The organism is Pandoraea iniqua, from assembly GCF_902459685.1.
Lineage (GTDB): Bacteria > Pseudomonadota > Gammaproteobacteria > Burkholderiales > Burkholderiaceae > Pandoraea > Pandoraea iniqua.
This window is the reverse complement of sequence record NZ_CABPSF010000004.1, coordinates 15,209-40,582: the sequence shown is the minus strand read 5'-3', so window position 1 is coordinate 40,582 and position 25,374 is coordinate 15,209. Positions and strand designations below refer to the sequence as shown.

Below are 25,374 nucleotides of genomic sequence, written 5' to 3'. Positions count from 1 at the left end.
GGTGACGATGAAAATTCTCACCGGACCGTTGAGCCGTATGCGTTGGCGGCACGAGACAGCGTTGGCAGGAGGCGCGCGGGGGGCGCCGGAGACGTACCGGAGACATAACGGACACGTAAACGACAAAGCCCGCCAATTGGCGGGCTATTGCGCGAGCCAGTCCCTGAACGACGGGGACATGGCATCCGGACTCACGGCTGGGGCGCTGTCGCACGTCATCACAACGATGACGGGAATCGCCCAATGTGACGATCGACCAGCCTGATTGCGCCAGCGACGACCGTTCGTCCGGAAGGACTTCTTTGACTGCTTAGTAGCAGCTTATTAGCTGCTTATCGGCTGCTTAGTAACCGGCGGTTTCAAGCGCGCGGATACGTTGTTCCAGCTCAATGATGTCCTTCGACTCAGCCAGGAACGCTTCGCGACGACGGCGTTCAGCAGTTTCAAACCAAGTGTTCACGACTTCAAACAGGGCGGCAAACATGACGTTTCTCCAATTCATTTAGTGTGCTGCATCGCAGCAGTGCTTCGCATTATATAGGGTTTTCCCGTAAAGGGTTAGCCCCGATATGTGAAAACCACACAAAATCTGCTAGAGCGTCACTTCGAATACAGTCAATTCCAAATTAAATCCATATAAATCATATAGATAGTAATTTTTCTCGCACCCTAAAATCGCCTGCGACAGTCCGTCACGGGGTGCAGATCAAAAAACAACAGATCAAAAAAAGCGCCGCTGTTGCGGCGCATCATGAGTCATTTGAGGCGATGCGCGAGCGCTTGGCAGCGCCGCGCCGGCCGGCTTAGCCCTGTGGCACGTGGCACGCCTGAGCGTCCCCGTCTTTGCCTGAGGTCCCTGACGGCGCCCCAGTGGTGTTCTCTGCCGCCGCAGCTTGCTGCACCGGCACATTCGCTGCGCCTGCGGCGGATGCCACGGCGCTTGCGCTCCCGGCCGATGCTGGCGATGCTGCCGATGCCGAGGAAGGTGTCGGCAAGGCGGCCGCCGCAATGCCCTCGAGAATCGGGCAGTCGGGGCGATCGTCGCCGTGGCAATGCACGGCCAGATGCGAGAGCGTGTCGCGCATGGCGACCAGTTCGCCGATACGTTGATTCAGCTCGTCGACATGGGACTGCGCGAGTGCTTTGACCTGCGCGCTGGAGCGCCCACGGTCCTGCCAGAGCGCGAGCAACTGGCGTATCTGATCGATGCCGAAACCCAGCCGCCGCGACTGACGAATGAAGCGCAGCAGATGCAGGTCCTGCTCGCCATAGCGCCGATAACCGGCGTCGGAGCGCGGGCTCGGGGGCATCAGGCCGATACTCTCGTAATACCGGATCATTTTGGCCGTCACACCGCTGGCCTGCGCCGCTTGTCCGATGTTCATAGCTGCCTCACAGGGGGGATTGAGGGTTGAACGGCGGGGTGGAAGCACCATTCATTGGCGCCTTCTCATCGTCCGACGGCATGAGCCGGGCGCTGATGGGCGAATGATCGGAGATTCTCGACCAAGGGCGGCCGTGCAATACCTCCGCCCCTTCGATATCAAAGCCGCGTGCGTAAATGCGGTCAAGTCGTAAAAGCGGCAAACCGCTCGGAAAACTACGGGCGGGACGCCCCACCCGGTTCTGAAACACTTCGGTCAATGCCAATTTATCGGCGAGCAACCGGTCCGCCTGATTGCTCCAGTCGTTGAAGTCGCCGGCAATGATCAGCGGTGCATCCGCCGGAATGGCGTCGGCCACCCGCTCGGCCAGCATGTCGAACTGCCGGCGGCGTCCGGGCCCGGCCAGCGACAAATGCACACAAAGACAATGCAACGGCTGGCGCAAGCCGGGCACCGCGATTTCACAGTGCAACATGCCCCGCTTTTCAAAACTATAGGTGGTGATGTCGTGATTGTCCGATCTGACGATCGGATAGCGGCTCAGAATGGCATTGCCGTGATGGCCGTGCTCGTACACCACGTTGCGTCCATAAGCATGGTCGCGCCAGATACCGCCCGCCAGAAACTCGTGCTGTGGCTGTATCGGCCAGTTACTGTGGCGCGTGGCATGCCGCTGATGCATGCCCTGCACTTCCTGCAAGAACACGAGATCCGGCGCCAGCCCTTCCAGCCCGGCGCGCAACTCGTGGACCCGCAAACGGTTGAATGCGGAGAAGCCCTTGTGGATGTTGTAACTCGCGATATGCAGACTATTCATATTCGGCAGCATAGACTTGACGCCGGAAGACAGACGATATCAAGCAGATGAGGTCGCTTTCGGCGAATTTCAAGTCACGTTGAGATCTGAGCGCTGCATTGGGCGTGATCCCCCAGTGCGTCGCCCCTGATCGATTCATTATGCGCCGTTCGGCGTGTGCCCGGGCAAATCGCCCGGTACCGCCCGGGCAGCCTGCCCCGGCGCGCGGTTCTCTCCCATGCCAGCAACCGCGCCACCCGTGCTATTTGCCGGGCGCCAGCGGCGCAACAACAGCGCGTTGCTCACGACGCTCACGCTACTGAGTGCCATCGCCGCCCCCGCGATCACCGGGCTCAACAGCCCAAACGCGGCCAGCGGAATGCCGATCACGTTGTACGCGAAGGCCCAGAACAGGTTTTGCCGGATCTTCGACCACGTACGGCGTGACACATCGATGGCGTCGGCCACCCGCAGCGGGTCGCCGCGCATGAGCGTAATGCCGGCGGTCTGCATCGCGACGTCCGTCCCCGAGCCCATGGCGATGCCGACATCGGCCGCTGCGAGTGCCGGGGCATCGTTGATACCGTCGCCGACCATCGCTACGACCGCACCGTCGCGCTTGAGTTGCGTGATCACTTGCGCCTTATGTTCGGGCAAGACGTCGGCGTGCACCTCATCGAGCCCCAGCGCCGCCGCTACCGCATTGGCGCTGCCGGCGTTGTCGCCCGTCACCATCACCGTACGCACACCCAGTGCGTGCAGCCGTTCAACCGCCTCCCGCGCCGAGGCCTTGACGGTGTCGCCGAAGGCCAGCAAACCCAGCAACCGGGGAGATTCGATGCCGTTCGCGTCGGCACTTGCCTGAGCGTCGCCATTGCCGCTATTGCCGCTATCGCCGCTATCGCCGATACCGCCCACGTTGCCACTGACATCGCGCCCCATATCCACAAGCCACGACACCGTGCGCCCTTCGCTGGCCAGTCTTGCAGCCTCCTGCGCCAATTCGCCTTGCGACACATGCAGTTCGTCGAGCAACCGTGCATTGCCCAGTTGCAGCGCATGCACGACACCGGCCTCGGTGATGCGAGCGCGCATGCCGCGTCCCGGCAGGGCCGCAATATCGCTTGCCACCGGCACATTGGCCGCGAGACCGGCCTCGTCAGCGGCCGAAATCACTGCCTTCGCCAACGGATGCGAACTCCCCGACTGCACCGCCGCGGTCCAGCGCAGCAGCGTTTGGGCTTCCACGCCCGATGCGGGCAAATAGGCCACCAGACGTGGCTTGCCTTCCGTCAGCGTGCCCGTCTTGTCGAAGGCAACGACGCTCACGCGATGCGCCAGTTCAAGCGCTTCGGCGTCCTTGATCAGAATGCCCTGCCGCGCCGCAGCTCCCGTGCCCACCATGATCGCCGCAGGCGTCGCCAACCCCAGCGCACACGGGCAGGCGATCACCAGCACCGCGACCGCATTGAGCATCGCTGCTTCGAAGCCGATGCCCAAGGCCCAGCCGGCCACCAGCGTAATCAATGCGATAACGACCACCACCGGCACAAACACCGCCGCTACCCGGTCGACGGCGCGCTGAATCGGCGCCTTGCCTGCCTGCGCATCTTCGACCATGCGAATGATGCGGGCGAGCGCGCTATCGGCACCCACGGCCGTCGTTTCGATGCGCAGTGTCCCCGCGCCGTTGATCGAGCCGCCGACAACGGTGTCGCCCGCGGCCTTGTCGATCGGCAACGGCTCGCCGGTGAGCAACGACTCATCGAGTTGGCTCGCGCCATCGCGAATCACGCCGTCGACGGGCAACCGTTCACCGGCGCGCACAACGACCCAATCGCCGACAACCACCTGACCGAGCGGCACGCTCACTTCATTGGCCGCCCCCTGTGGATCGCGCAGCACACGCGCGGTCTCCGGACGCAACGCCGCCAGCGCGCGAATCGCCTCGACCGTGCGGCGCTTGGCTCGCGCCTCAAGCCACTTACCGAGCAGCACCAACGTGATGACGACCGCCGCCGCTTCGAAATACAGGTGCGGCATGCTGCCCTCGGGCGCACGCCACCATTCGTAGAGACTCAGGCCATAGGCGGCCGATGTCCCCAGCGCGACGAGCAAATCCATGTTGCCGCTGCCGGCCCGCACGGCCTTGTAACCCGCGCGATAAAACCGGGCGCCGAGCCAGAACTGCACCGGCGTGGCGAGCAGAAATTGCACCCACGATGGTGGCATCAGATGCACACCGAACGGTTCGAGCAGCATCGGCAACAACAACGGCAACGACAGTAGCGCGGCAACGGCAACCGGCCACCACGCCGGGCCCTCGTGCGAGGCCGCCTCGGCCGCCGGGTCAGTGACCGGCGTCGCTTCGTAGCCCGCCTTCTGCACCGCAGCCGTGAGTACGGCCGCATCCACCGCGCCGCGAACGCCACGCACCGTGGCTTTTTCCGTCGCCAGATTGACGCTCGCCTCCACCACGCCGGGCACCGCGCGCAACGCTTTCTCGACGCGTCCGACACACGACGCGCAGGTCATGCCGCCAATCGCCAACTCGAACGATTGCTCGGCCACCTGATAGCCGGCGTCGCTCACCGCATGCTCCACGGCGCCTAGTAATGCCGACGGCGTCACGTCCGGCGACGCCTCCACCGCCGCCGTCTCCGTAGCGAGATTCACGGTAGCGTTGGCAACGCCGGGGACGCGCCGCAATGCCTTCTCGACACGCGTCACGCACGATGCGCAGGTCATGCCTTCGATGCCGACCGACCAGTTCTGAGTCATTTGAGTGCCTCCATGAGCACTGTCATCATGTCTCGAAGCATAGACCTTGCCATGACAGGAAGGTCAAGCGTATTGCGGCAACTCGCCGCGACATATTGCCTCGGTGGCCGCTTGTGATCCTGTGGCGGGCAATTACCGAGCGTCGGCGGGGTCTGGCCGCAAGAACGCGAACACGATGCAAGACAAGCCAACACCATACCGCCACCGGAACCGCCCGGGTTTGGGCCGCGTCTGACCCGTCACACGATTCGGCTGAAAAATCGCTTGAGCTTCCCGTTATAGGAAGGTCTATGATCGGTTCACGTCGGAAGGGATACCGAAGCAACGGCAGCCCGCCGGACTCCCCAAACCTCGAACCTGTTGGTCAGTTACTCAAGGAGTACATCATGCAAGTACAAGTCGAAGGAATGAGCTGCGGTCATTGCGTCAAGGCCGTCACGCGTGCCATCACCGAGCGCGACGCCGCCGCGAAGGTCAATGTGGATCTGGGCGCAGGCCGTGTCGATGTCGACAGCCGCCTCTCCCCGGCCGAAGTGACGGCGGCCATCGCCGACGCCGGCTATACGGTGAAGGGCACCAACTAAGCAAGGCTGGCCGGATAACCGTGAGGCGGACTCCGCCTCACGGACGCCCCGCTCCCCGCACAGCACTGCACCTCAATGCGCCCCGCAGCTACGCGCAGCCACGCGTTTAGCACCCCCGCATTCCCCTGCCGCCAACGCTGCCTCCCCAGCAGACTTCGCACACCTTGTGCTACGCTTTGTCTCGCTGAAGATGCAGTCGCCGCCCTTTGGGGCACTCATGGCAGACATGACACGCTGCGTCCTCGGCATACACGTCTTCAGGGCGGGGTGAAAGTCCCCACCGGCGGTATGTGAGAGGTGCAGTTCGCGCTGCACGCTCATGAGCCCGCGAGCGCTTGCCACCGTTGCTTTCGCAACACCGGCAGGGTCAGCAGATCTGGTGCGAAGCCAGAGCCGACGGTCATAGTCCGGATGAGAGAAGATGCGTCGATACCCGCGCTCCATGGGATGCCGTCCCATGGCGACGTCCGTTCGCATGCCCTGAAACGTTTTTCGCCCGATCCATTTACGCGAGGAGCGTTTCATGTCCGTCAATACCAGCACCACCCGCAACACCCAAGCCGTACCGCAAGCCTCAACCGCCACCGCCGCCAACGCGGACGACAACCTGTTGGCCTACCCCGCGTTCGCCAATCTGCCGCCGGTCGAAGTGCGTCTTGCCGCATCGCTCGAAGCGATGCGCGAGGGCCGTCCCGTCATTCTCATGGACGATCTCGACCGCGAGAACGAAGCCGATCTGATCATCGCCGCCGAGAAGATCACGCCCGCCACCATGGCCATGCTGATTCGCGAGTGCAGCGGCATCGTCTGCCTCTGCCTGCCCGACGAAACCCTGCGCCGTCTCGATCTGCCGCCCATGGTCGACCAGAACCAGAGCCGTTACGGCACCGCGTTCACGGTAACGATCGAAGCGCGTCAGGGCGTGACGACCGGTGTGTCTGCCGTGGACCGCGTGACCACCATTCGCACCGCCATTGCCGACGACGCCAAGCCGTCGGATCTGTCGCGCCCCGGCCATGTCTTCCCGCTGCGTGCACAACCGGGCGGCGTGCTGACGCGCCGCGGCCACACGGAAGGGTCGGTCGATCTGGCGATGCTCGCCGGTCTGAAACCGGCCGCCGTGTTGTGCGAACTCATGAACCCGGACGGCACCATGACGCGCGGCGCCGACATCGAGCGCTTTGCCGAGCTGCACAACCTGCCGATCCTCACGATCGACGAACTGGCGACCTATCGCCGCAATCAGGCGCAGGCAGCGTAAGCACGCTGAAATGGGCCTGAGACAGGACTGAAACACGGCTGAAACAGGGCTGAACTGGGCATCGCGCGCTTTCCCGGCGCGATGCCCAAGCCGTTCCCTCCCCCCCCCCGTCGACATTTCCCTCTAACGCGGTGATACACGGTCATGCGAAACCGCTTCTATAATCGCCTGACATGCCTATCATCATAAAAGTTACGAGGAAGACGTCATGACGCAGAGTGCCCCCACCCTGAAATCCGTCAAACCCGATGCCGCTGCGGTGCTTGCCCAGTGGGAAGCCGACGAAGCCGCCGTGCGTAAGCGGGTCGAGCGCGATGGCGCGGCGCGTTATGGCGTGGCGAACCCATCGGACGTCATCGGCCTGTCGGGCAATGAGATTTTTCAGGCGATGTTCGACGGCAAGCTGCCGATGCCGCCGATCAGCGAAACCCTCGGGTTCATCGCCATCGACATCGCCGATGGTCATGCGATCTTTCAGGGCAAACCGGCACTTCCCTATTACAACCCGCTCGGCTCGATCCACGGCGGCTGGTTCGCCACGCTGCTCGATTCGGCCGTCGGGTGCGCCATCCATTCGACCCTGCCCGCCGGGCGCAGCTACACCACGCTCGAACTCAAGACGAACATGGTGCGCGCACTCACGCGTGACGTGCCGCTGGTGCGCGCCGAAGGCAAAGTGATTCATGTGGGACGTCAGGTCGGCATTGCCGAAGCCCGCATCGTCGGACCCGACGGCACGCTGTACGCGCATGCGACCACGACATGTCTGGTCTTCGACTTCCCGCCGCGCAAGGGGTAAGGTTGCGACCTCCCAACCTCCCGAACTCGCGAGATCGAAGGGGCGCGAGGCGTAATACGCCGACTACGTCAGCCCACTGAACAAAAAAGCCCGCCGGAGACCATACTCCGGCGGGCTTTTTATTAGGCGACTACGGCGCAACGTCCTTCGCGCCGTCAGTCACCTCGATCAGTACAACTCAGTGCGAACCGCCACCACCTTGCGGGCCACCGCCGTGATCGCTTTCCGGCTGGTGCTCCATGGTTTCCTTGAGCGCGATTTGCAGCTTCGCGTGCATGCGCACGAACCAGCTACGCATGACCACTGCCAGCACTACCGTCCCCGCAACGATCAGCACGATCATCTCGGTCGACGGCAGAATGCTCGCCGAGAGCGCCGCCACCAGCAGAATCACGCCGACCATCGCCGCAATCGGCAGAATCTCAGCGACCACGCGACGCACTTGCAGCGTATAGCGCCCCGTCAGGCTCGGCGGCACCGACAACTCCACGAGCAGCAGCGAGAGCGACTTGAGCTTGCGATACACCGCAATCAGGAACGGCAGCGACACCACCAGCGCACCACCCCACACCACCGCGCTTTGCAGACTCGGGTCGCGCACCCACGGCGACATCAGTTCCGCCAGACGGCGGTAGAAGAACGCACCGCCGAGGAAAATCGTCACCACCAGCGCCAGATTGATCGCCACGCTGACCACAATGCGTCGCACGATGCCCACAATGGCCGCGCTGTCGCCCGTCAGTTGAATGCTTTGCAGCCACTGCGTGTATTGCCCGAGCACGTACGACAGACGCCCCGGCATCACACGGCCGAGCCAGCCCGTGAACGGATCGGCGCCGCGAATCAGGTACGGCGTGAGCAGCGTCGTGATAACCGACACGGCCACGGCAATCGGGTACAAAAAGTCGCTCGTCACCTTCAGCGACAGCCCCAGCGACGCGATGATGAACGAGAACTCACCGATCTGCGACAGGCCCATGCCCACGCGCATCGAGGTTCTGCCATCCTGCCCCGACATGAACGCCCCGAGCCCGCACGACACGATCTTGCCCACTACCACCGCCACCGTGATCACCAGAATCGGCACGATGTACGTGCTGAGCACGTGCGGGTCGAGCAGCAGCCCGATCGTCACGAAGAAGATCGCACTGAACATGTCGCGCAGTGGCGCCACCAGCCGCTCGATCGTATGCAACTCCCGCGCTTCGGCCATGATCGCGCCGATGAGAAACGCGCCGAGTGCCACGCTGTAGCCCATCTGGATGACCAGCAGACAGAAGCCGAAGCACAGGCCGAGTACCACCACGAGCAACATTTCGTCGCTCTTGAACTTGGCCACGTAGCCGAGAATGCGCGGCACGAGCAAGATGCCCACCACGAGCGACACGACCATGAACAGCAGCAGCTTGCCCAGCGTGAACGTGGCTTCGCCCGCATCGACCGAGCCGCTGATGGCAATACCCGAGAGCAGCGCGATCATGCCGATGGCGAGCACGTCTTCCACGATCAGCACGCCGAAGATGAGCTGCGCGAAGCGCTCTTTCTTCATGCCGAGTTCGTCGAGTGCCTTGACGATGATGGTGGTCGACGAAATCGCCAGCATGGCCCCGAGGAAGATCGAGTCCATCGCCTTCCAGCCGAAGAAGCGGCCGATCTCGTAGCCGATCCAGAGCATCAGCACGATCTCGGTGAGCGCCGCCACGAAGGCGGTCACGCCCACGCGCGCGAGCTTGCGCAAGCTGAATTCCAGCCCCAGCGAGAACATCAGGAACACGACCCCGAGCTCGGCCAGAATGCCGATCGTCTTCTCGTCGTGTATGAGGGCAAACGGCGGTGTGTACGGGCCGATGATCACGCCCGCCACGATGTAGCCGAGCACGACCGGTTGCCGGAACCGGTTGAAGATGACCGTCACGATGCCGGCAAGCAGCATGATGACGGCCAGGTCCTGAATGAAGTCGATGGCGTGATGCATCCGATACGTTCTCCCCGCGGCGTGTTACGCCGGTATTGCTGTTCTTGATGTCACGCCAAACGCCGCGCCGCAACCCGAAGGCCGCCGCGGCAACACAAGGCGTGATGCTTGATAAAGGTGGGAAGCCGGCTGAGACCCTGCCGGCTTGATAGACGTTGCGCGTGTCGCCCCTGGCGCGGGCGTGCCGCCGGGCGATCGGTCTTGCCTGTGCCTCGTTCGGATACCCGGCGCTGGAGGTCCAACGCAGGGGAAATGTCCGCAAGGCACGGTGCGACCGCGATACCACCCGCGCGCGCCGAATCAATATACGCGATGGGCGGAGACGCGCGCAACCCATGATTGACGGGGCTCTTCACAAAAAATTCCCCAGAATTCCCACGAATCGCCCCTTCCGATGAAATTTTTTTACTTGCCTTTTGTCGCGTCGCACTGTGAAATATCACAACAATATCAATTGAATTTCACAGGAGTGCGTTTTCATGAGTTCCCGTTTGTCGTTTGCGGTGCTTGCGGTGTCACAGGGCGACGCCTCCGTGGCCGCATCAGCGCCTCTCACTGCGCCCGTCACCGCGAGTGTCGATACGCTGATCATTGCCGGCTGGGCCGGGCGTGACCGCGACGCGGTCGAGCATCACATTGCCGAATTGGCGGCGCTGGGTGTGCGCCGTCCGTCGACCACGCCCTGCTTCTACCGGCTGGCGCCGGCCTTGCTCTCGCAGGACGACGCCATCGACGTGGTCGGCCAGACCAGCAGCGGCGAAGCCGAGTGCGTGCTGGTGCAAAGCGACGCCGGTTTGCTGGTGAGCGTGGGCTCCGACCACACTGACCGCGAAGTCGAGGCGTACGGCGTGACCGTGTCGAAACAGGTCTGCGGCAAGCCGGTCGCGCGCGAGGCGTGGCGCTTCGCCGACGTGGCAGGTCACTGGGATCAACTGGAACTGCGCTCGTGGGTCACGCGCGACGGTGCGCGCCATCTGTATCAGGAAGGCACGGTGGCCGGCCTGCTCTCACCGCAGGAATTGATGGCAAAACTGGGCCCGGACGGCTTGCCTGCGGGTGCCGCAATGTTCTGTGGCACACTCGCTGCCATCGGCGGCGTCGCCGGGGGCGACGTGTTCGAAATCGAACTGCGCGACCCGGTGCTCGGCCGCGCTATCCGGCATCGCTACGCCACACAGGCGCTGGCCATCGCCGACTGATCTCCCCCGATTCGATGCTCAACGACACGCCCGACGCTTCCGCCCCCGCCGCCCCTGCGGCCTCCCCTCGCGCCGCTGCGCCCGCCGATGGCCGCAGTCTCACCGAGCGCGCCTACGAGGCGATCAAGCACGACATCATCACCTTGCGGCTGCGTCCGGGCGAAACGCTCAACGAAGCCCAACTGATGCAGTCGACGGGGCTCGGGCGCACGCCGGTGCATCAGGCGATGCACCGTCTGGCGCTCGAAGGCTTGCTCGTGATCCTGCCGCGCAAAGGCGCCATGGTCGCGCCGGTCTCGCTCAACGATGCGCTCGAGATCATCGACGTGCGCATGATCAACGAGACCTACTGCGTCGAACTGGCCGCCCGCGCGGCGACACCCGACGACCTCGCGGCCATCAAAGCCGTGCTGGCGCGCTCGCGCGACGCCATTGCGGCACGCGACGTGGCCGTGATGATGGCCATCGACCGGGACTTCCATCTGGCGATCTCGCGCGCCTCGCGTAACCAGACGCTGGCCGAGTTGCTGCGCGGCCTGCACGAGCGCTCGCTGCGCTTCTGGTTTCTGGCGCTGTCCACGCCGAGCCATCTGGAAGGCGTGTTCGACGAGCATCTCGAACTGTATGAAGCCTTGGCGGCACACGACGCCGAGCGCGCCCGCCGGGCGATTGCCCGGCATATCGAAGAATTCCGCACCCATATTCTGAAAGCGATCTGAACATGAGCCACGACGCCATCGATCTGAAACGCCCCCTGTCCGATCTCGCTGCCGCACTCGACAGCGGCCGCACCACCAGCCGCGCCCTGACCGAGCAAGCGCTCTCGCGCATCGCCGATCCGGCGGGCCAAGGCCACGTCGTCTTCACGCAGGTGGACGCCGACGCCGCCCGCGCCGCCGCCGACGGTCTGGACGCCCTGCGTCGCGCCGGTGTGCGCCTGTCGCCGCTGATGGGCGTGCCGGTGTCCGTCAAAGACCTGTTCGACGTAGCTGGGCAAGTCACGCGCGCCGGGTCGACCGTGCTCGCCGACGCCGCACCGGCAACGCGCGACGCCCCCGCCGTGGCGCGCCTGCGTCAGGCTGGCGCGGTGATCGTCGGCCGCACCAACATGACCGAATTCGCGTTTTCCGGGCTGGGCCTCAACCCGCATTACGGCCACCCGCGCTCGCCGTGGCAGCGCGAGACGGGCCATGTGGCCGGGGGCTCGTCCTCGGGCGCCGCCGCCTCGGTCGCGGACGGCATGGCCGCCGTGGGTCTGGGCACCGACACGGGCGGCTCGATCCGTATTCCGTCGGCGTTTTGCGGCCTGACCGGCTTCAAGCCGACCGCCTCGCGCACGCCGCGCGACGGCGCCGTGCCGCTCTCGACCACGCTGGACTCGGTGGGCCCGATCGGCCGCTCGGTCGACTGCTGCGCATGGGTCGATGCCATTCTGTCCGGTCAACCGGTCATCGAAACACCCGCGGCCCTGCGCCCGCTCAAGGGCATGCGCTTTGGCGTGCTGACAAACTACGTGCTCGATGGCGCAGAACCCGCCGCCCTCGCCATTTATGAACGCGCACTCGCCGCACTGGCCAAGGCCGGCGCGACGCTCGTCGAATTCAAATTCGCCCCCTTCGAAAACCTGCCCGCGATCAACCGCTTCGGCTTCTCGCCGATTGAAGCGTTCGCATGGCATCGCAAGCTGCTGGCCGAACGCGCCGACGGGTATGACCCGCGCGTGCTCGTTCGCATCCGCAAGGGCGAGCCTGCGGGAGCAGCCGACTATATCGACCTGATCGAAGCGCGAGCCGCGCTCATCGGGGCAGCAAATCCTGTTTGGCAGAGTTTCGACGCGGTGCTGTGCCCGACCGTGCCGCTCACGCCGCCGGCAATCGCCCCGCTGGAAGCCAGCGACGAGACGTTCACGGCCACCAATGCGCTGGTGCTGCGCAACCCCACGGCGATCAACATGATCGACGGCTGCGCGTTCTCGCTGCCGTGTCAGGCAGAAGGCGAAGCGCCCATCGGCCTGATGGTGAGCGGCGCAGCGGGCGACGATGCGCGCCTGTTCCCAGTTGGCCGGGCCATCGAGCACACGTTGCGCGAGGCGGGCTTGGGCGGCTGAATCCGCTGCGGGCGGTGATGTCCCGGCCCGATCACCGGCACCGGTTCTGGTTCTGGCTCCGGCACCCCTGTGAGTTTTGATAGCCCACAGGGGACCGCAAACGTCCGATTTCTGGGCGGAAAGTTCCGTATTTTTTCGTCTCACGCGCGAATCGACGCGGGGTTACAATGCCAGCCCATGTGCCCGGCGCCCGCATCATACGGGGGTTTACGGGCATCAGCGTGCCGTCTGTTATCCGATAGTCCATCCGCCCGAAGTGACATGAACGCTCAAATCGACCCGGCCCTGCGCCGCGAACGCTCGTTGTATTTCCTGCTGACCCTCGTGTGTCTCGCCCTGCTGGGCGGCGCGCTGTACTTCCAGTACGTGCTGCACGAAGACCCTTGTCCGCTGTGCATTCTGGCGCGCTACTCGCTGGTGCTGATCGCGATTTTCGGGCTGGTCGGTGCGGTCTCGCGCGGCTGGGCGGGCATTCAGTTCGCGCGCGTACTGGCGGCGCTGTCGGCGATTGGCGGCATGGCCGCATCGGCCTATCTGATCTACGTGCAGGCCAACCCGATGGTGAGCTGCGGCTACGACGTCGTCGAAGCCTTCGTCGATGCCCTGCCGACCTCGCGCATGCTGCCGCAGGTCTTCCAAGTGCAGGGGATGTGCCAGACGATGTATCCGCCGATTCTCGGCCTGACGCTGCCGATGTGGTCGCTGGCCGCGTTTGTCGTAATTTTTCTGGCGCTGGCGTTGCATCGTCCGCGTCGCGCGATTTCGCTGCGCTAAGGCGTCATTCTCTGATTCGATACCGGCGCGTGCCCGCTGCGGCACCGCCCGATATCGATGGCTGTCTCGCTGGCCGTCCTCCCGGGCGGCCAGTCTTGTCTTTAAGGCCGTCCGGCCACCGTGCCGTCGGTGGCAAGCCCCGCGCCATTCCCCGCACCCGCCCCACTCCCGGCCGCATCCAGTTCCGTTGCCACTTCCGCCACTCGCCGGCGCAGCCACGTCACCTCGGGGGCCGCGTGAGTCCGTTCGTGCCATAACTGATAGAACCGCATCGGCGGGAATGCGAACGGTGACGGCAGCACGCGAATCGGCAAGTAACGCGCGTAGTGCTGCGCAAACTGCCGCCCAGTGGTGAACACCAGATCCGTGCGCATCAGCACGTACGGCACGAGCCCGAAGTACGGCATCGTCATCTGAATGTTGCGCCGCAGCCCCTGTTCCGCCAGACAGCCGTCGATAAAGCTCTGCCGCTCCGCGACGTAGGGTGTGGGCGCGAGATGCGGCAATTCCAGATAGTGCTTGAGCGAAATGCCCTTATTTGCCAGCGGATGCTGCGCGCCGAGCATGCACACCACTTCGTCGTCGAACAGGCGCGACATGTGCAGTTGGGGCGGCGGTTCCAGCCAGTTGCCGATCACCACGTCGAGCGAGCCGTTTTCCAGCGCCCCGGCGTAGTCGAAGCCGGCATTGATCGGCTGAACGTGCAGCCGCGCCGACGGCGCATCGCGGCGCAGCACTTCGGCGATATTGGGCAGGAAAACCGCGTCGAGATAGTCCGGCGCGCCCAGCCGGAACGCCCGCGTGGTGGTCTGCGGGGCGAATTCGGTGGCCGGATGGGTGATACGGTCGATGGCGGCGAGCGCATCCGTCGCAAAACCCAGCAGCTCGCGGCCGCGTTCGGTGGCGACCATGCCGCTCTTGCCGCGCACCAGAATGGCGTCGCCGGTGATCTCGCGCAGCCGGCGCAGCGAGTTGCTGACCGCCGGTTGCGACTGGCCGAGCTTGAGCGCGGCGCGCGAAACGCTTTGTTCGGTGAGCAGCGTATGGAGCACCCGCAGCAGGTAGGCGTCGATCTGTTCGCGGGGTCTTTGCATGGGGACGGGGGCTCGGTGGACGTGTTGAACGTCTGATAACGGGGGGATGAACGATAGTTTATGACAATGCCGCGTCATCGGGGCGACCGAATAGCCATCATCATGGGCACGAAATATTTACCTCCCGCGCCGGTGCTATCTTCGGCTCATCCCCACGCCGGAGCAGTCCCGGCACATCGACAACAATTCACTGCACTACACTGAGAATCATGGAGACACAACCCATCCGCTTCTATTACCGCGGCAAGGTGCACGAAGTCACGGGCGAAGATACGACCCGAACCGTGCTCCAGTACACGCGCGAAGACCTGCATTGCACCGGCACCAAGGAGGGTTGTGCCGAAGGCGACTGCGGCGCCTGCACCGTAGTGATCGGCGAGCTGGCCGGCGATGGCGATGTCTCCCTGCGCGCGGTCAACGCGTGTATCCAGTTTCTCCCCACGCTCGACGGCAAGGCCCTGTTCACCGTAGAAGACCTGCGCGCGCCGACCGGCGAGCTGCATCCGGTGCAACAGGCGCTGGTCGACTGCCATGCCTCGCAGTGCGGTTTCTGCACCCCCGGCTTCGTCATGTCGCTGTGGGCCATGTATCTGAACCGCCCCGAATCGGCCGGTTGCCCGAGCCGTCGCGAGATCGACGACGTGCTGTCCGGCAACCTGTGCCGCTGCACCGGCTACCGCCCGATCGTCGATGCCGCGCAGAAGATGTACGACCTGCCGCGCCACGAATTCGACCGTGCGGCGCTCGCCAGGCAGCTTCAGGCGCTGCAACGCGGCGAGATGCTGACGTACGAACACGACAACCACCTGTTCCACGCCCCGCGCTCGCTGGCCGAGCTGGGCACGCTGCGCGCGGCGCACCCGGACGCACGCATTCTCGCGGGCAGCACCGACGTGGGCCTGTGGGTCACCAAGCAATTCCGCGATCTCAAACACCTGATTTATATCGGTCAGGTCGCGGAACTGCGCGAGATTTCGGAAGGTCCGAACGGCATCTATGTCGGCGCAGGCGCCCTGCTCAACGATGCTTTCGACGCACTGGTCAAGCACTACCCCGAACTGGCGGAACTGCGTCAGCGCTTCGCGTCGTTCCCGATTCGCAACGCGGGCACGCTCGGCGGCAACGTCGCCAACGGCTCGCCCATCGGCGACTCCATGCCGGGCCTGATCTCGCTGGGCACGTCCATCGTGCTGCGCCGTGAAGACCGCGTGCGCGAAATGCCGCTGGAGGACTTCTACATCGCCTATCAGAAGAGCGCCATCGAGCCGGGCGAGTTCGTGCAGGGCATCCGCGTGCCGTATCCGCGCACGCCCCAGCGCTTCCGCACCTACAAGTTGGCCAAGCGCTTCGATCAGGACATTTCCGCCGTATGCGCAGCCTTCGCCATCGACCTCGACGGCGACGTGGTGCGCTCGGCCCGTATCGCCTTCGGCGGCATGGCTGCAACGCCCAAGCGCGGTGCTGCGATCGAAGCAGCACTGAACGGGCAGCCGTGGACCGAAGCGACGGTGCGCGCCGCGATGGCCGCATTGCCGACGGACTACCAGCCGCTCTCGGATATGCGGGCGACGAGTGCTTACCGGCTCGCGGGCGCGCAGAATCTGTTGTATCGTTTTTTCCTGGAAACGCGTACCGACGCGCCGCTGGCGGCGCACGAGGTCAATGCGTTTGCCAACGTCTGACCGGAGCCGCCCATGAACACGCAAGTTGAAGGCTTCATGACGCAAACCGGCACCACTACGGCATCGAGCGCCCAAGTGGGCCGCTCGCGTCCGCACGAATCGGCAGTCCTCCACGTGGCTGGCGAAGCCACTTACACCGACGACATTCCCGAACTGCAAGGCACGCTGCACTGCGCACTGGGCCCGTCGCCCAAGGCGCACGCGCGCATTCTGTCGCTCGATCTCGATGCCGTGCGCAAAGCGCCGGGCGTGGTCGCCGTGCTGACCGCCGCCGACATTCCCGGTGTGAACGATTGCGGCCCGGTCATTCACGACGATCCGATTCTTGCCGACGGCGTCGTGCAATACATCGGTCAGCCAATGTTTGCCGTCGTGGCCGAATCGCACGACGCGGCGCGCCGTGCCGCGCGTCTCGCCAAGGGCGAATACGAAGATCTGCCGTCGATTCTCACGCCGCAGGCGGCCAAAGCCGCGGGTGCGGGCGTGTTGCCGCCGTATCACCTGCGCCGTGGTGATGCCGATGCGGCCTTGCAAGCCTCGCCGAACCGCCTGACGGGCACGTTCGAATGCAACGGGCAGGAGCAGTTCTATCTCGAAGGGCAGATTTCGTACGCCATTCCGAAAGAAAACGATGGCGTGCACGTCTACTGCTCGACCCAGCACCCGACCGAAATGCAGATGCTGGTCTCGCACGCGCTGCACTGGCACAGCCATCAGGTGCAGGTCGAGTGCCGTCGTATGGGCGGCGGCTTTGGCGGCAAGGAATCGCAATCGGGTCTGTTTGCGTGCGTCGCGGCCCTGTGCGCCACGCGCCTCAAGCGCCCGGTGAAGCTGCGTCTCGATCGCGACGACGACTTCATGATGACCGGCAAGCGTCACGGCTTCTACTTCGAGTACGACGTAGGTTTCGACGACACCGGCCGCATCACTGGCGCAAAAGTCGACATGACGCTGCGTGCCGGCTTCTCCGCCGACCTGTCGGGCCCGGTCGCCACGCGCGCGATCTGCCACTTCGACAATGCCTACTACGTGCCCGATGCCGACCTGCGCGCGCTGTGCGGCAAGACCAACACGCAGTCGAACACGGCTTTCCGTGGTTTCGGCGGCCCGCAAGGCGCGCTGATCATGGAAGTGCTGCAAGACGCCATTGCACGCCGTCTGGGTAAAGACGCCCTCGACGTGCGCCGCGTCAACTTCTACGGCACCACCGATCGCAACACCACGCCGTACGGGCAGACCGTGAAGGACAACATCATTCACGAGCTGGTCAGCGAACTGGAAACGACCAGCGACTATCGCGCGCGCCGCGACGCAGTGAACGCGTTCAATCGCACGAGCCCGGTGCTGCGCAAGGGGCTGGCACTTACGCCGCTCAAGTTCGGTATCTCGTTCAACGTGCAGGCCTTCAATCAGGCCGGTGCGCTGGTGCACGTCTACCGTGACGGCTCGATGCTGGTCAATCACGGCGGCACCGAGATGGGCCAAGGGCTGAACACCAAGGTCGCGCAAGTCGTGGCGCACGAGCTGGGCGTCGATCTCTCGCACGTTCGCGTGACGGCAACAGACACCAGCAAGGTCGCCAACACCTCCGCGACGGCAGCGTCGACCGGTGCCGACCTGAACGGCAAGGCTGCGCAAAACGCCGCGTGGCAGATTCGCCAGCGACTGGCCGCCTTTGCTGCGCAAAAATACGGCGGCTCGGCCGACGACGTGCAGTTCGCCAACGATGTGGTGACCGCCAACGGCAACGAAGTCGCGTTCCCCGATCTCGTGGAAGCGGCCTACTGGGCGCGCGTGCAGCTGTGGTCCGACGGCTTCTACGCCACGCCGGGTCTGTCGTGGGATGCCGCGAAGATGAACGGCAATCCGTTCTACTACTTCGCCTACGGCGCGGCCGTGTCCGAAGTCGTGCTCGACACGTTGACCGGCGAATGGCGCCTGCTGCGTGCCGACGTGCTGCACGACGCCGGCAAGTCGATCAACCCGGCGCTCGACATCGGGCAAGTGGAAGGCGCGTTTATTCAAGGCATGGGCTGGCTGACCACCGAAGAGTTGTGGTGGAACAAGGACGGCAAGTTGATGACGCACGCGCCGTCGACGTACAAGATCCCCGGGATCAGCGACTGCCCGACCGACTTCCGCGTGGCGCTCTTCGAGAACACCAACGTGATGGATTCGATCCATCGTTCGAAGGCCGTGGGCGAACCGCCGCTGTTGCTGCCGTTCTCTGTGTTCAATGCGTTGCGCGACGCCGTCGCCAGCGTGAACGACCATCGCGACGAACCGGTGCTCAATGCACCGGCCACGTCCGAGGCGCTGCTCATGGCCATTACCGAGTTGCGCACGCGGAGCGCCGGCTGATGCATCGCTGGGTCGACGCCGCCCACAAACTGCTCGCGCGCGGTGAAGCCGCCGTATTGGTCACGATCGCGCGCGTCGAAGGCTCGGCCCCGCGTGAGGCGGGCACGCATTTGCTCGTGACCCGCGAGCACGTATGGGAAACCATCGGCGGCGGCCATCTGGAATGGCGTGCGATGGAAGTCGCGCGTCAATTGCTCAAACAGTACGGGCAACAGGGCGGGCGGCACGTCGAGCGTTTTGCGCTGGGTCCGAGTCTGGGCCAGTGCTGTGGCGGCGCCGTCACGCTGGCTTTTGAAGTGCTGACCCTCACCGATCTGGCGTGGGTCAGCGCGTTGCATAAACGGCTGAGCGCAGGCGAATCGAGCCTGCGCAGCGTGGCTTTCGGCGCCCCCGGCGCCAACGCCGTGGCCAGCCAGCAGCAAGGCGGTCCGGTGTTGCTGACCGAACTCGATGCCAGCGAACCGCTGGCGCACCCGCACACGCTCACACGCGACGCCGATGATGCTGCCTGCGCATTCTGGCAAGGCAGCGACGGCTGGTTGTGGCTGAGCGAGCGTCTCGCGCCCAGCGACTTCCATATCGTGCTGTTCGGGGCGGGTCACGTTGGCCAAGCCATCGTGCAGGTGCTCGCGACGCTGCCCTGCCGTGTGACGTGGGCCGATGAGCGCCACGAGACCTTTCCCGACACCGTACCGCCCAACACCACGGTCGAATCCACCGACACGCCCGAGTCTGTCGTGGCCGAAGCGCCGCCGGGCGCGTTTTTCCTCGTCATGACGCACAACCATGCGCTTGACCAGCGGCTGTGCGAAGAAATCTTCAAGCGTGACGATTTTGCCTACTTCGGGCTGATCGGCTCCATGACCAAGCGCCGCCAGTTCGAGCACCGGCTGCGCGACCGGGGCGTGCCGCCCGAGCGGTTCGAGCAGATGATCTGCCCGATCGGCGTGGCCGGCATCACCGGCAAGGCCCCGGCAACGATTGCCATCGCTGTCGCCGCCCAGTTGCTGCGGGTGCGCGAGCAACAAATGCATTTGAGCGCGCCCGCGGGCACCACAACTGGTACCGCCGGTACCGCCGGCAGCCTCGGCAGCCACGATGGCACCGCTGCCACCGCGCCTGAACGCGCTGGTACGCCGATCTGACGGCCAGCCTTGCCCACCTCTCACCCGGTGCGTGCAAAACCGCTCGTCGCATCGCATACGCCCCATACGCCCCGCCCTGCGCGGCGCACGTGACCAGCACAGGCCTGCGACGGTAGAATCCCGCCCAATCCCCCAACGACAACACCCAATTCCATGCCACTCACGCCAGAACAAGCCAAGACGATCTGTGCCATGCCCAAGGCCGAGCTGCATGTGCATATCGAAGGCACGCTGGAGCCCGAGCTGATTTTCCGACTGGCCGAGCGCAACGGCGTCAAATTGCCGTACGCCAATGTGGAGGCCTTGCGCGACGCGTACGCCTTCACCGATCTGCAATCGTTCCTCGACATCTATTACGCGGGCGCAAGCGTCCTGCTGACCGAGGACGATTTCTGCGACATGACGCGCGCCTACCTCGCACGCGCCGCGCAAGACAACATCCGTCACACCGAAATCTTCTTCGACCCGCAGACGCATACGGCGCGCGGCGTGTCGATCGAGACGGTGATCAACGGCATCGAACGCGCGCTGGCCGAAGCCGAGACGCAGCACGGCATCACGAGCCGCCTGATTCTGTGTTTCCTGCGCCATTTGTCGGAAGAAGATGCATTGCAGACGCTGGAAACCGCGCTGCCGTACTTCAACAGCCACGGCCATCGTCTGATCGGCGTCGGGCTCGATTCCTCGGAACAGGGGCACCCGCCGACCAAATTCACACGCGTGTTCGAGCGCTGCCGGGCGCTGGGCCTGCGCATCGTCGCGCATGCGGGCGAAGAAGGCCCGCCCGCCTACATTTACGAAGCGCTGGACACCCTGCAAGTCGAGCGCGTCGATCACGGCGTGCGCGCCATCGAAGACGAAGCGTTGCTCGAACGCCTCGCACGCGAAAAGATCGCGTTGACCGTGTGCCCGTTGTCGAATGTGCGTTTGAAAGTGTTCGAAGATATGGGCCAGCACACCTTGCATCAGTTGCTGAAGCGAGGCTTGGCCGTGACGATCAATTCCGATGATCCGGCGTATTTCGGCGGTTATCTGAATGAAAACTTCCTCGCGACCTTCCATGCGCTCGACATGACGATGGACGATGCGTACACACTGGCACAAAACAGCTTCGAGGCGTCGTTCATCAATGACAGCGAAAAACAGGCGTTAATCAGCGAATTGGCGCAATTCCGAGCGGCCAACGCAACGTAAGCGTGAATTGAGCGCGAATCAATCGCGTCGCGATCACAAAAAACGCCCGAAACATTTCGGGCGTTTTTTTATGGCGGTTTTGCGCTCGGCAATCTCCGGCAATCCCCTTCGGCCAATGCCAGCGGTGGGAATGTGAGACACCGTATTGAGAACCACCGCGATTCTCCGGGAATGTCCGCACGATGTATTAGCCCCGGATGATGTCCGACATTCCGCATAAGGAATATTTTCACCAGACGTGAATGCTATTTTTCGAGCGTGCCCAAATGCGCGCAGCCCGGTGCCCCCACACCGGCGACGTCAAAGAGGCACACGACATCTAAGAACATCGGAGACAACACCCCATGGACTCATCGCTCAGCCCCCCGGCAGGCAGCGCCGCGCCCGAAGCGGCACAAGACACCACGCGCGTGGCGGGCGCGCAGCCTGCATCGGTACTCGATCGTTATTTCGGTATCACCGCACTCGGATCGACGTTCCGTACGGAAGTGATAGCGGGTATCACCACGTTCCTCGCAGCGATGTACATCATCGTCGTGAACCCGGCCATTCTGTCGAAGACCGGCATGGCGTTCCCGGCTGCGCTGACGGCTACCGTGCTCATCAGCTTCTTCGGCAGCTGCGCCATGGGCCTGTACGCCCGTAACCCGGTGCTCGTCGCCCCCGGCATGGGCCTCAATGCCCTGTTCGCCTTCACCATGGTGCATGGCGTCGGCATGCCGTGGCAGACCGCGCTGGGCTGCGTGTTCTGGTCGGGCATTCTGTTCGCGCTGCTCGCGGCGCTGAACGTGCGGCGCTTTGTCGTCGATGCCATTCCGGCCAATCTGCGCTATGCCATCTCGTGCGGCATCGGCCTGTTCATCACGGTGATCGGGCTGGTCAACGCCAAGCTCGTGGTGAGCGACCCGGTCACGGTCGTGCGCCTCGCGCATCTCTCGCCGCCGACCGTCACGTTCCTGATCGGGCTGGCACTGACCACCGTGCTGGTCGCCCGCCGGGTTAACGGCGCGCTGATGATCGGTATCGTCGTCACCACCCTGATGGCCATTCCCATCGGCCGTTTCTGGGGCGACGGCACCGCGTATTTCCCCAAGGAAATCGCTACCGCCACGCTCGTGAACTTCCACGGCTTCTTCGCGGCCCCCGATTTCTCCGGCATCGGCCAGCTCGACCTGCTGGGCGCGCTGAAAGTCGCGTATCTGCCGTTCATCTTCGTGATGCTGTTCACCGCGTTCTTTGATACCCTCTCGACCTTCATGAGCATTGCCGAAGCCGGTAACATGAAGGATCGCGACGGCAATCCGCGCAACATGCGTCAGGCCATGATCGTCGATTCGTTCTCGGTGCTGATTTCCGGCCCGCTCGGTACGAGCCCGGCCAACGCCTACATCGAGTCGGCGGCGGGCATCGCCCAAGGCGGACGCACGGGTCTCACGGCGGTCGTTTGCGCGTTGATGTTCCTGCCGTTCCTGTTCCTCTCGCCGATGCTCTCGCTGGTGCCCGCCATCGCGACCGCCCCGGCGCTGATTCTGGTCGGCGTGTTCATGATGGAGTCCGTCGCCCGCATCGAATGGCACCGCATGGACGAGGCCATCCCGAGCTTCATCGCGCTCGTGATGATCCCGATTTCGTACTCGATTACCGACGGCATCGCTTACAGCTTCCTCGCCTTTGTCGTGCTCAAGCTGTTCACCGGGCGCGCCAAGGAAATCAAGCCGGCGATGTGGATTGTCGCCGCGCTGGCAGTGCTGCTGCTCACGCAAATGTAACGACATAAGGACCCTGCAAATGTCCACCACGACCCAAGCCTTGCGCGCCGTACGCGCGCAACTGGTCTACTTCACGCACGACCCGGCACGCGCCTATCTCGACGGCACGCCCGGCACGGTGCATCACACCGACGGCATCGTCGCGTATGAAAACGGCCGCATCACCGCCGTGGGCGACTACGCCAAGGTGGCGCCCACACTGCCGCCGGGCACGCCCATCGACGACCTGCGCGACAAGATCGTCACGCCGGGCTTTATCGATACGCACATTCACTATCCGCAGACCGACATGATCGCGTCGCCGGCGCCCGGCCTGCTGCCGTGGCTCGAGAAGTACACGTTCCCGACCGAACGCCGCTTCGAGAACCCGGAATACGCGGCAGACGTCGCCCAGTTCTTCCTCGATGAACTGCTGCGCGGCGGCACGACCACCGCGCTCGTGTACTGCACGGTGCACCCGGGCTCGGCAGATGCGTTCTTCAAGGCGAGCGATGCGCGCAACCTGCGCATGATTGCCGGCAAGGTGATGATGGATCGCAACTGTCCGGAATTCCTGCGCGATACCGCCGAGAGCGGTGGCCGCGACAGCGAGACGTTGATCCAGCGCTGGCACAACCACGGCCGTCAGATGTACGCGCTGACGCCGCGTTTCGCGCCGACCTCGACCGAAGCCCAGCTCGGCGTGTGCGGCGAACTCGCGCAGCGCTATCAGGACGTGTTCATCCAAAGCCACGTTGCCGAGAACACCGACGAGGTGGAATGGGTGCGCTCGCTGTTCCCGGGCCATCGCAGCTATCTCGACGTGTACGACCACTACAAGCTGCTGCGTCGACGCGCCGTGTACGGCCATTGCATCTGGCTCGACGACCATGACCGCCGCCGTATGTTCGAGACCGGCACCGTCGCGGCCCATTGCCCGACGTCGAACCAGTTCCTCGGCAGCGGCTTGTTCGACTTTGCGTCGGCCGAAGCCACGCGCATGCCGGTGACGCTCGCCACCGACGTGGGCGGCGGCTCCACGTTCTCGATGCTGCAAACCATGAACGAAGCGCACAAGGTCGCGCGCTTGTCGGGCTATCACCTCACGGCCGAGCGCATGTTCTATCTGGCCACCGAAGGCGCCGCACACGCGCTCGATCTGCACGGCACCATCGGCACGCTGGCAGTCGGCGCAGAAGCCGACTTCGTAGTGCTCGATCCGAAAGCCACACCGTTGCTCGCCCGCCGTTCGGCACTGGCCGAGTCGCTCGAAGAGTTGCTGTTCGCGTTCGCGATGCTCGGCGACGACCGCGCCATCGCCACGACGTACGCCGCCGGCAAGCCGGTGCATCGACGCGCGGCGCACTGACATCGAAGCGCTGCTGTTGGCGCATTGATGCCGTGCATGACTTTGTTGCATTGCTTTCGCGAGGAAACGTACGCCGCTGCCTTGGCGCGGCGCACGTTCCCCCGCGGTCGCCGACCGTGCGCAAGGGGCATGCGGTCGGGGATCTCCTTGGGCGGCTTCGGCCGCCCTTTTTTGCATTCCGGTCGCGGCCTCCCCGCGCGGCAAATCGCCCCATCGCGCGCGGGCCATCACTTGCGCGTCACGAATCCGATGCTATAATCCGCTCCGATTCATTGGGGAGTAGCCGCCCTGTCGTGCACATCGCGTATTGCGAGTATTGCGTGTACCGGCAGGGGCGTACGTCAACAGACTTGGCCGATTTCGGCTATGGCGTGCGCAGCCGAAGGGCCTGGCGAGACCGATGACGATGCTTCCGCCAACCGGGCCGGGACGCATTGTCATTGGCTCGCATCAACGTGGCCCGGCGGAGAAAAAATAAGGTGTCCCCATTCCTCATCTCGACCGGCGTCGTCGGTCTCGCCGAAATCGGCGACAAAACCCAACTGCTGGCTCTCGTTCTCGCTGCGCGCTTTAAAAAGCCCGTGCCGATCATTCTTGGCATTCTCGTCGCCACGCTCGTCAATCACGGCTTTGCCGGTGCGCTGGGCGAATGGCTGTCGACCGCCATCAGTCCGTCGATCATGAAATGGGCCGTCGTCACGTCGTTCATCGGCATGGCGATCTGGATTCTGATTCCCGATAAGGTCGACGACGAAGACGCCAACACCAAGCGCAAGCTCGGCGTGTTCGCCTCCACCGTGCTCACGTTCTTCATCGCCGAAATGGGCGACAAGACGCAGATCGCCACGGTGATGCTCGCCGCGCGCTATCAGGACTTCTTCGGCGTGGTCGCCGGCACCACGCTCGGCATGATGCTCGCCAACGTGCCCGCCGTGCTGGTCGGTCACAAGTTCTCCGGGCGCCTGCCCACGCGCGCCGTCCACGCGGTGGCCGCCGTCATCTTCCTGGTGCTCGGCATCATCACGCTGATGCAGTAACGCAGAAAAACAAAACGCCGGGCAAGGTGTCGCGCCGCGCTTTCAGCGGCACGACGCCCTGCCCGGCGTCTGCGTGACCTGTC

The 25,374-nt window shown here is 64.2% G+C and carries 19 protein-coding genes, 1 pseudogene and 2 riboswitches; of the genes and pseudogenes, 14 read left to right on the top strand and 6 right to left on the bottom strand.

Going from position 1 to position 25,374, the window contains the following annotated elements:
• Positions 1–343: 343 nt before the first annotated feature.
• From PIN31009_RS16015 to PIN31009_RS16000, 4 genes and pseudogenes are all read right to left on the bottom strand, one after another.
• Positions 344–484 (bottom strand): DUF3563 family protein, encoded by a 141-nt coding sequence (locus PIN31009_RS16015; protein WP_072617503.1) that lies wholly within the window; start codon positions 482–484, stop codon positions 344–346.
• Positions 485–1,004: 520 nt separating this feature from the next.
• Positions 1,005–1,385, bottom strand: a pseudogene (gene cueR, locus PIN31009_RS16010) (Cu(I)-responsive transcriptional regulator); the annotation flags it as partial.
• Between the two features lie 7 nt (positions 1,386–1,392).
• Positions 1,393–2,127: an endonuclease/exonuclease/phosphatase family protein gene (locus tag PIN31009_RS16005; RefSeq protein ID WP_246185711.1), complete on the bottom strand. Its 735-nt coding sequence runs from the start codon at positions 2,125–2,127 to the stop codon at positions 1,393–1,395.
• A gap of 213 nt (positions 2,128–2,340) precedes the next feature.
• Positions 2,341–4,962 carry a heavy metal translocating P-type ATPase gene (locus tag PIN31009_RS16000; protein ID WP_150790934.1) on the bottom strand — a complete coding sequence of 874 codons (2,622 nt, stop codon included), beginning with the start codon at positions 4,960–4,962 and terminating at the stop codon, positions 2,341–2,343.
• Positions 4,963–5,348: 386 nt separating this feature from the next.
• Here PIN31009_RS16000 and PIN31009_RS15995 point away from each other — a divergent pair, with 386 nt between their 5' ends.
• From PIN31009_RS15995 to PIN31009_RS15985, 3 genes are all read left to right on the top strand, one after another.
• Positions 5,349–5,546, top strand: coding sequence for a heavy-metal-associated domain-containing protein (locus PIN31009_RS15995; protein ID WP_087686699.1), 198 nt, complete (start codon positions 5,349–5,351; stop codon positions 5,544–5,546).
• A 249-nt stretch (positions 5,547–5,795) separates the two neighbouring features.
• Positions 5,796–5,973, top strand: a riboswitch (FMN riboswitch).
• A 96-nt stretch (positions 5,974–6,069) separates the two neighbouring features.
• On the top strand, positions 6,070–6,807 hold the full coding sequence (gene ribB / locus PIN31009_RS15990; RefSeq protein WP_150790933.1) for a 3,4-dihydroxy-2-butanone-4-phosphate synthase: 738 nt from the start codon (positions 6,070–6,072) through the stop codon (positions 6,805–6,807).
• Positions 6,808–7,015: 208 nt separating this feature from the next.
• Complete coding sequence (locus PIN31009_RS15985) at positions 7,016–7,606, top strand: PaaI family thioesterase (RefSeq protein WP_150790932.1); 591 nt, start codon at positions 7,016–7,018, stop codon at positions 7,604–7,606.
• A 178-nt stretch (positions 7,607–7,784) separates the two neighbouring features.
• Here the strand turns inward: PIN31009_RS15985 and PIN31009_RS15980 are convergent, their stop codons facing one another.
• Positions 7,785–9,581, bottom strand: a complete 1,797-nt coding sequence (locus PIN31009_RS15980) for a cation:proton antiporter (RefSeq protein ID WP_087686696.1) — start codon at positions 9,579–9,581, stop codon at positions 7,785–7,787.
• 479 nt (positions 9,582–10,060) lie between these two features.
• Between PIN31009_RS15980 and PIN31009_RS15975 the strand changes: the two genes are divergently transcribed.
• The 4 genes from PIN31009_RS15975 to PIN31009_RS15960 all read left to right on the top strand — a co-directional run bounded on the left by PIN31009_RS15975 (position 10,061) and on the right by PIN31009_RS15960 (position 13,661).
• On the top strand, positions 10,061–10,780 hold the full coding sequence (locus tag PIN31009_RS15975) for a DUF2848 domain-containing protein (RefSeq protein ID WP_150790931.1): 720 nt from the start codon (positions 10,061–10,063) through the stop codon (positions 10,778–10,780).
• A gap of 14 nt (positions 10,781–10,794) precedes the next feature.
• Positions 10,795–11,499, top strand: a complete 705-nt coding sequence (locus PIN31009_RS15970) for a GntR family transcriptional regulator (RefSeq protein ID WP_150790930.1) — start codon at positions 10,795–10,797, stop codon at positions 11,497–11,499.
• 2 nt (positions 11,500–11,501) lie between these two features.
• Entirely contained in the window at positions 11,502–12,887 is a 1,386-nt protein-coding gene (locus tag PIN31009_RS15965) for an amidase (protein WP_150790929.1), read from the top strand.
• Between the two features lie 261 nt (positions 12,888–13,148).
• Complete coding sequence (locus tag PIN31009_RS15960; RefSeq protein ID WP_058377834.1) at positions 13,149–13,661, top strand: disulfide bond formation protein B; 513 nt, start codon at positions 13,149–13,151, stop codon at positions 13,659–13,661.
• 101 nt (positions 13,662–13,762) lie between these two features.
• On the opposite strand, the gene PIN31009_RS15955 is transcribed toward PIN31009_RS15960, so the two are convergent.
• Complete coding sequence (locus tag PIN31009_RS15955) at positions 13,763–14,755, bottom strand: LysR substrate-binding domain-containing protein (protein ID WP_246185710.1); 993 nt, start codon at positions 14,753–14,755, stop codon at positions 13,763–13,765.
• A gap of 209 nt (positions 14,756–14,964) precedes the next feature.
• Between PIN31009_RS15955 and xdhA the strand changes: the two genes are divergently transcribed.
• From xdhA to PIN31009_RS15920, 7 genes are all read left to right on the top strand, one after another.
• On the top strand, positions 14,965–16,437 hold the full coding sequence (gene xdhA, locus PIN31009_RS15950) for a xanthine dehydrogenase small subunit (protein WP_150790928.1): 1,473 nt from the start codon (positions 14,965–14,967) through the stop codon (positions 16,435–16,437).
• A gap of 12 nt (positions 16,438–16,449) precedes the next feature.
• Positions 16,450–18,798, top strand: coding sequence for a xanthine dehydrogenase molybdopterin binding subunit (gene xdhB / locus PIN31009_RS15945; protein WP_150790927.1), 2,349 nt, complete (start codon positions 16,450–16,452; stop codon positions 18,796–18,798).
• Positions 18,798–19,943, top strand: a complete 1,146-nt coding sequence (gene xdhC / locus PIN31009_RS15940) for a xanthine dehydrogenase accessory protein XdhC (protein WP_246185709.1) — start codon at positions 18,798–18,800, stop codon at positions 19,941–19,943. Before xdhB ends, xdhC begins: the two co-directional genes overlap by 1 nt.
• Before the next feature lie 153 nt (positions 19,944–20,096).
• On the top strand, positions 20,097–21,137 hold the full coding sequence (locus tag PIN31009_RS15935; RefSeq protein WP_150790926.1) for an adenosine deaminase: 1,041 nt from the start codon (positions 20,097–20,099) through the stop codon (positions 21,135–21,137).
• Positions 21,138–21,481: 344 nt separating this feature from the next.
• Positions 21,482–22,906 (top strand): NCS2 family permease, encoded by a 1,425-nt coding sequence (locus PIN31009_RS15930; RefSeq protein WP_246185708.1) that lies wholly within the window; start codon positions 21,482–21,484, stop codon positions 22,904–22,906.
• A gap of 19 nt (positions 22,907–22,925) precedes the next feature.
• Positions 22,926–24,254, top strand: coding sequence for a guanine deaminase (guaD, locus tag PIN31009_RS15925; protein WP_087686690.1), 1,329 nt, complete (start codon positions 22,926–22,928; stop codon positions 24,252–24,254).
• A 262-nt stretch (positions 24,255–24,516) separates the two neighbouring features.
• A riboswitch (yybP-ykoY riboswitch) is annotated at positions 24,517–24,717 on the top strand.
• 16 nt (positions 24,718–24,733) lie between these two features.
• Positions 24,734–25,291 (top strand): TMEM165/GDT1 family protein, encoded by a 558-nt coding sequence (locus PIN31009_RS15920; protein WP_058377826.1) that lies wholly within the window; start codon positions 24,734–24,736, stop codon positions 25,289–25,291.
• The last annotated feature ends 83 nt before the right edge of the window (positions 25,292–25,374 follow it).

What these genes read in the sequence shown, in the direction of transcription:
- PIN31009_RS15995 (WP_087686699.1), top strand. Translation starts at nt 5,349, where the DNA reads ATGCAAGTACAAGTCGAAGGAATGAGCTGCGGTCATTGCGTCAAGGCC.
- PIN31009_RS15980 (WP_087686696.1), bottom strand. Translation starts at nt 9,581, where the DNA reads ATGCATCACGCCATCGACTTCATTCAGGACCTGGCCGTCATCATGCTG.
- PIN31009_RS15960 (WP_058377834.1), top strand. Translation starts at nt 13,149, where the DNA reads ATGAACGCTCAAATCGACCCGGCCCTGCGCCGCGAACGCTCGTTGTAT.
- PIN31009_RS15970 (WP_150790930.1), top strand. Translation starts at nt 10,795, where the DNA reads ATGCTCAACGACACGCCCGACGCTTCCGCCCCCGCCGCCCCTGCGGCC.
- PIN31009_RS15930 (WP_246185708.1), top strand. Translation starts at nt 21,482, where the DNA reads ATGGACTCATCGCTCAGCCCCCCGGCAGGCAGCGCCGCGCCCGAAGCG.
- xdhB (WP_150790927.1), top strand. Translation starts at nt 16,450, where the DNA reads ATGAACACGCAAGTTGAAGGCTTCATGACGCAAACCGGCACCACTACG.
- PIN31009_RS16015 (WP_072617503.1), bottom strand. Translation starts at nt 484, where the DNA reads ATGTTTGCCGCCCTGTTTGAAGTCGTGAACACTTGGTTTGAAACTGCT.
- xdhA (WP_150790928.1), top strand. Translation starts at nt 14,965, where the DNA reads ATGGAGACACAACCCATCCGCTTCTATTACCGCGGCAAGGTGCACGAA.
- PIN31009_RS15975 (WP_150790931.1), top strand. Translation starts at nt 10,061, where the DNA reads ATGAGTTCCCGTTTGTCGTTTGCGGTGCTTGCGGTGTCACAGGGCGAC.
- ribB (WP_150790933.1), top strand. Translation starts at nt 6,070, where the DNA reads ATGTCCGTCAATACCAGCACCACCCGCAACACCCAAGCCGTACCGCAA.
- PIN31009_RS15935 (WP_150790926.1), top strand. Translation starts at nt 20,097, where the DNA reads ATGCCACTCACGCCAGAACAAGCCAAGACGATCTGTGCCATGCCCAAG.
- PIN31009_RS15985 (WP_150790932.1), top strand. Translation starts at nt 7,016, where the DNA reads ATGACGCAGAGTGCCCCCACCCTGAAATCCGTCAAACCCGATGCCGCT.
- guaD (WP_087686690.1), top strand. Translation starts at nt 22,926, where the DNA reads ATGTCCACCACGACCCAAGCCTTGCGCGCCGTACGCGCGCAACTGGTC.
- PIN31009_RS16000 (WP_150790934.1), bottom strand. Translation starts at nt 4,962, where the DNA reads ATGACTCAGAACTGGTCGGTCGGCATCGAAGGCATGACCTGCGCATCG.
- xdhC (WP_246185709.1), top strand. Translation starts at nt 18,798, where the DNA reads ATGCATCGCTGGGTCGACGCCGCCCACAAACTGCTCGCGCGCGGTGAA.
- PIN31009_RS15965 (WP_150790929.1), top strand. Translation starts at nt 11,502, where the DNA reads ATGAGCCACGACGCCATCGATCTGAAACGCCCCCTGTCCGATCTCGCT.
- PIN31009_RS15955 (WP_246185710.1), bottom strand. Translation starts at nt 14,755, where the DNA reads ATGCAAAGACCCCGCGAACAGATCGACGCCTACCTGCTGCGGGTGCTC.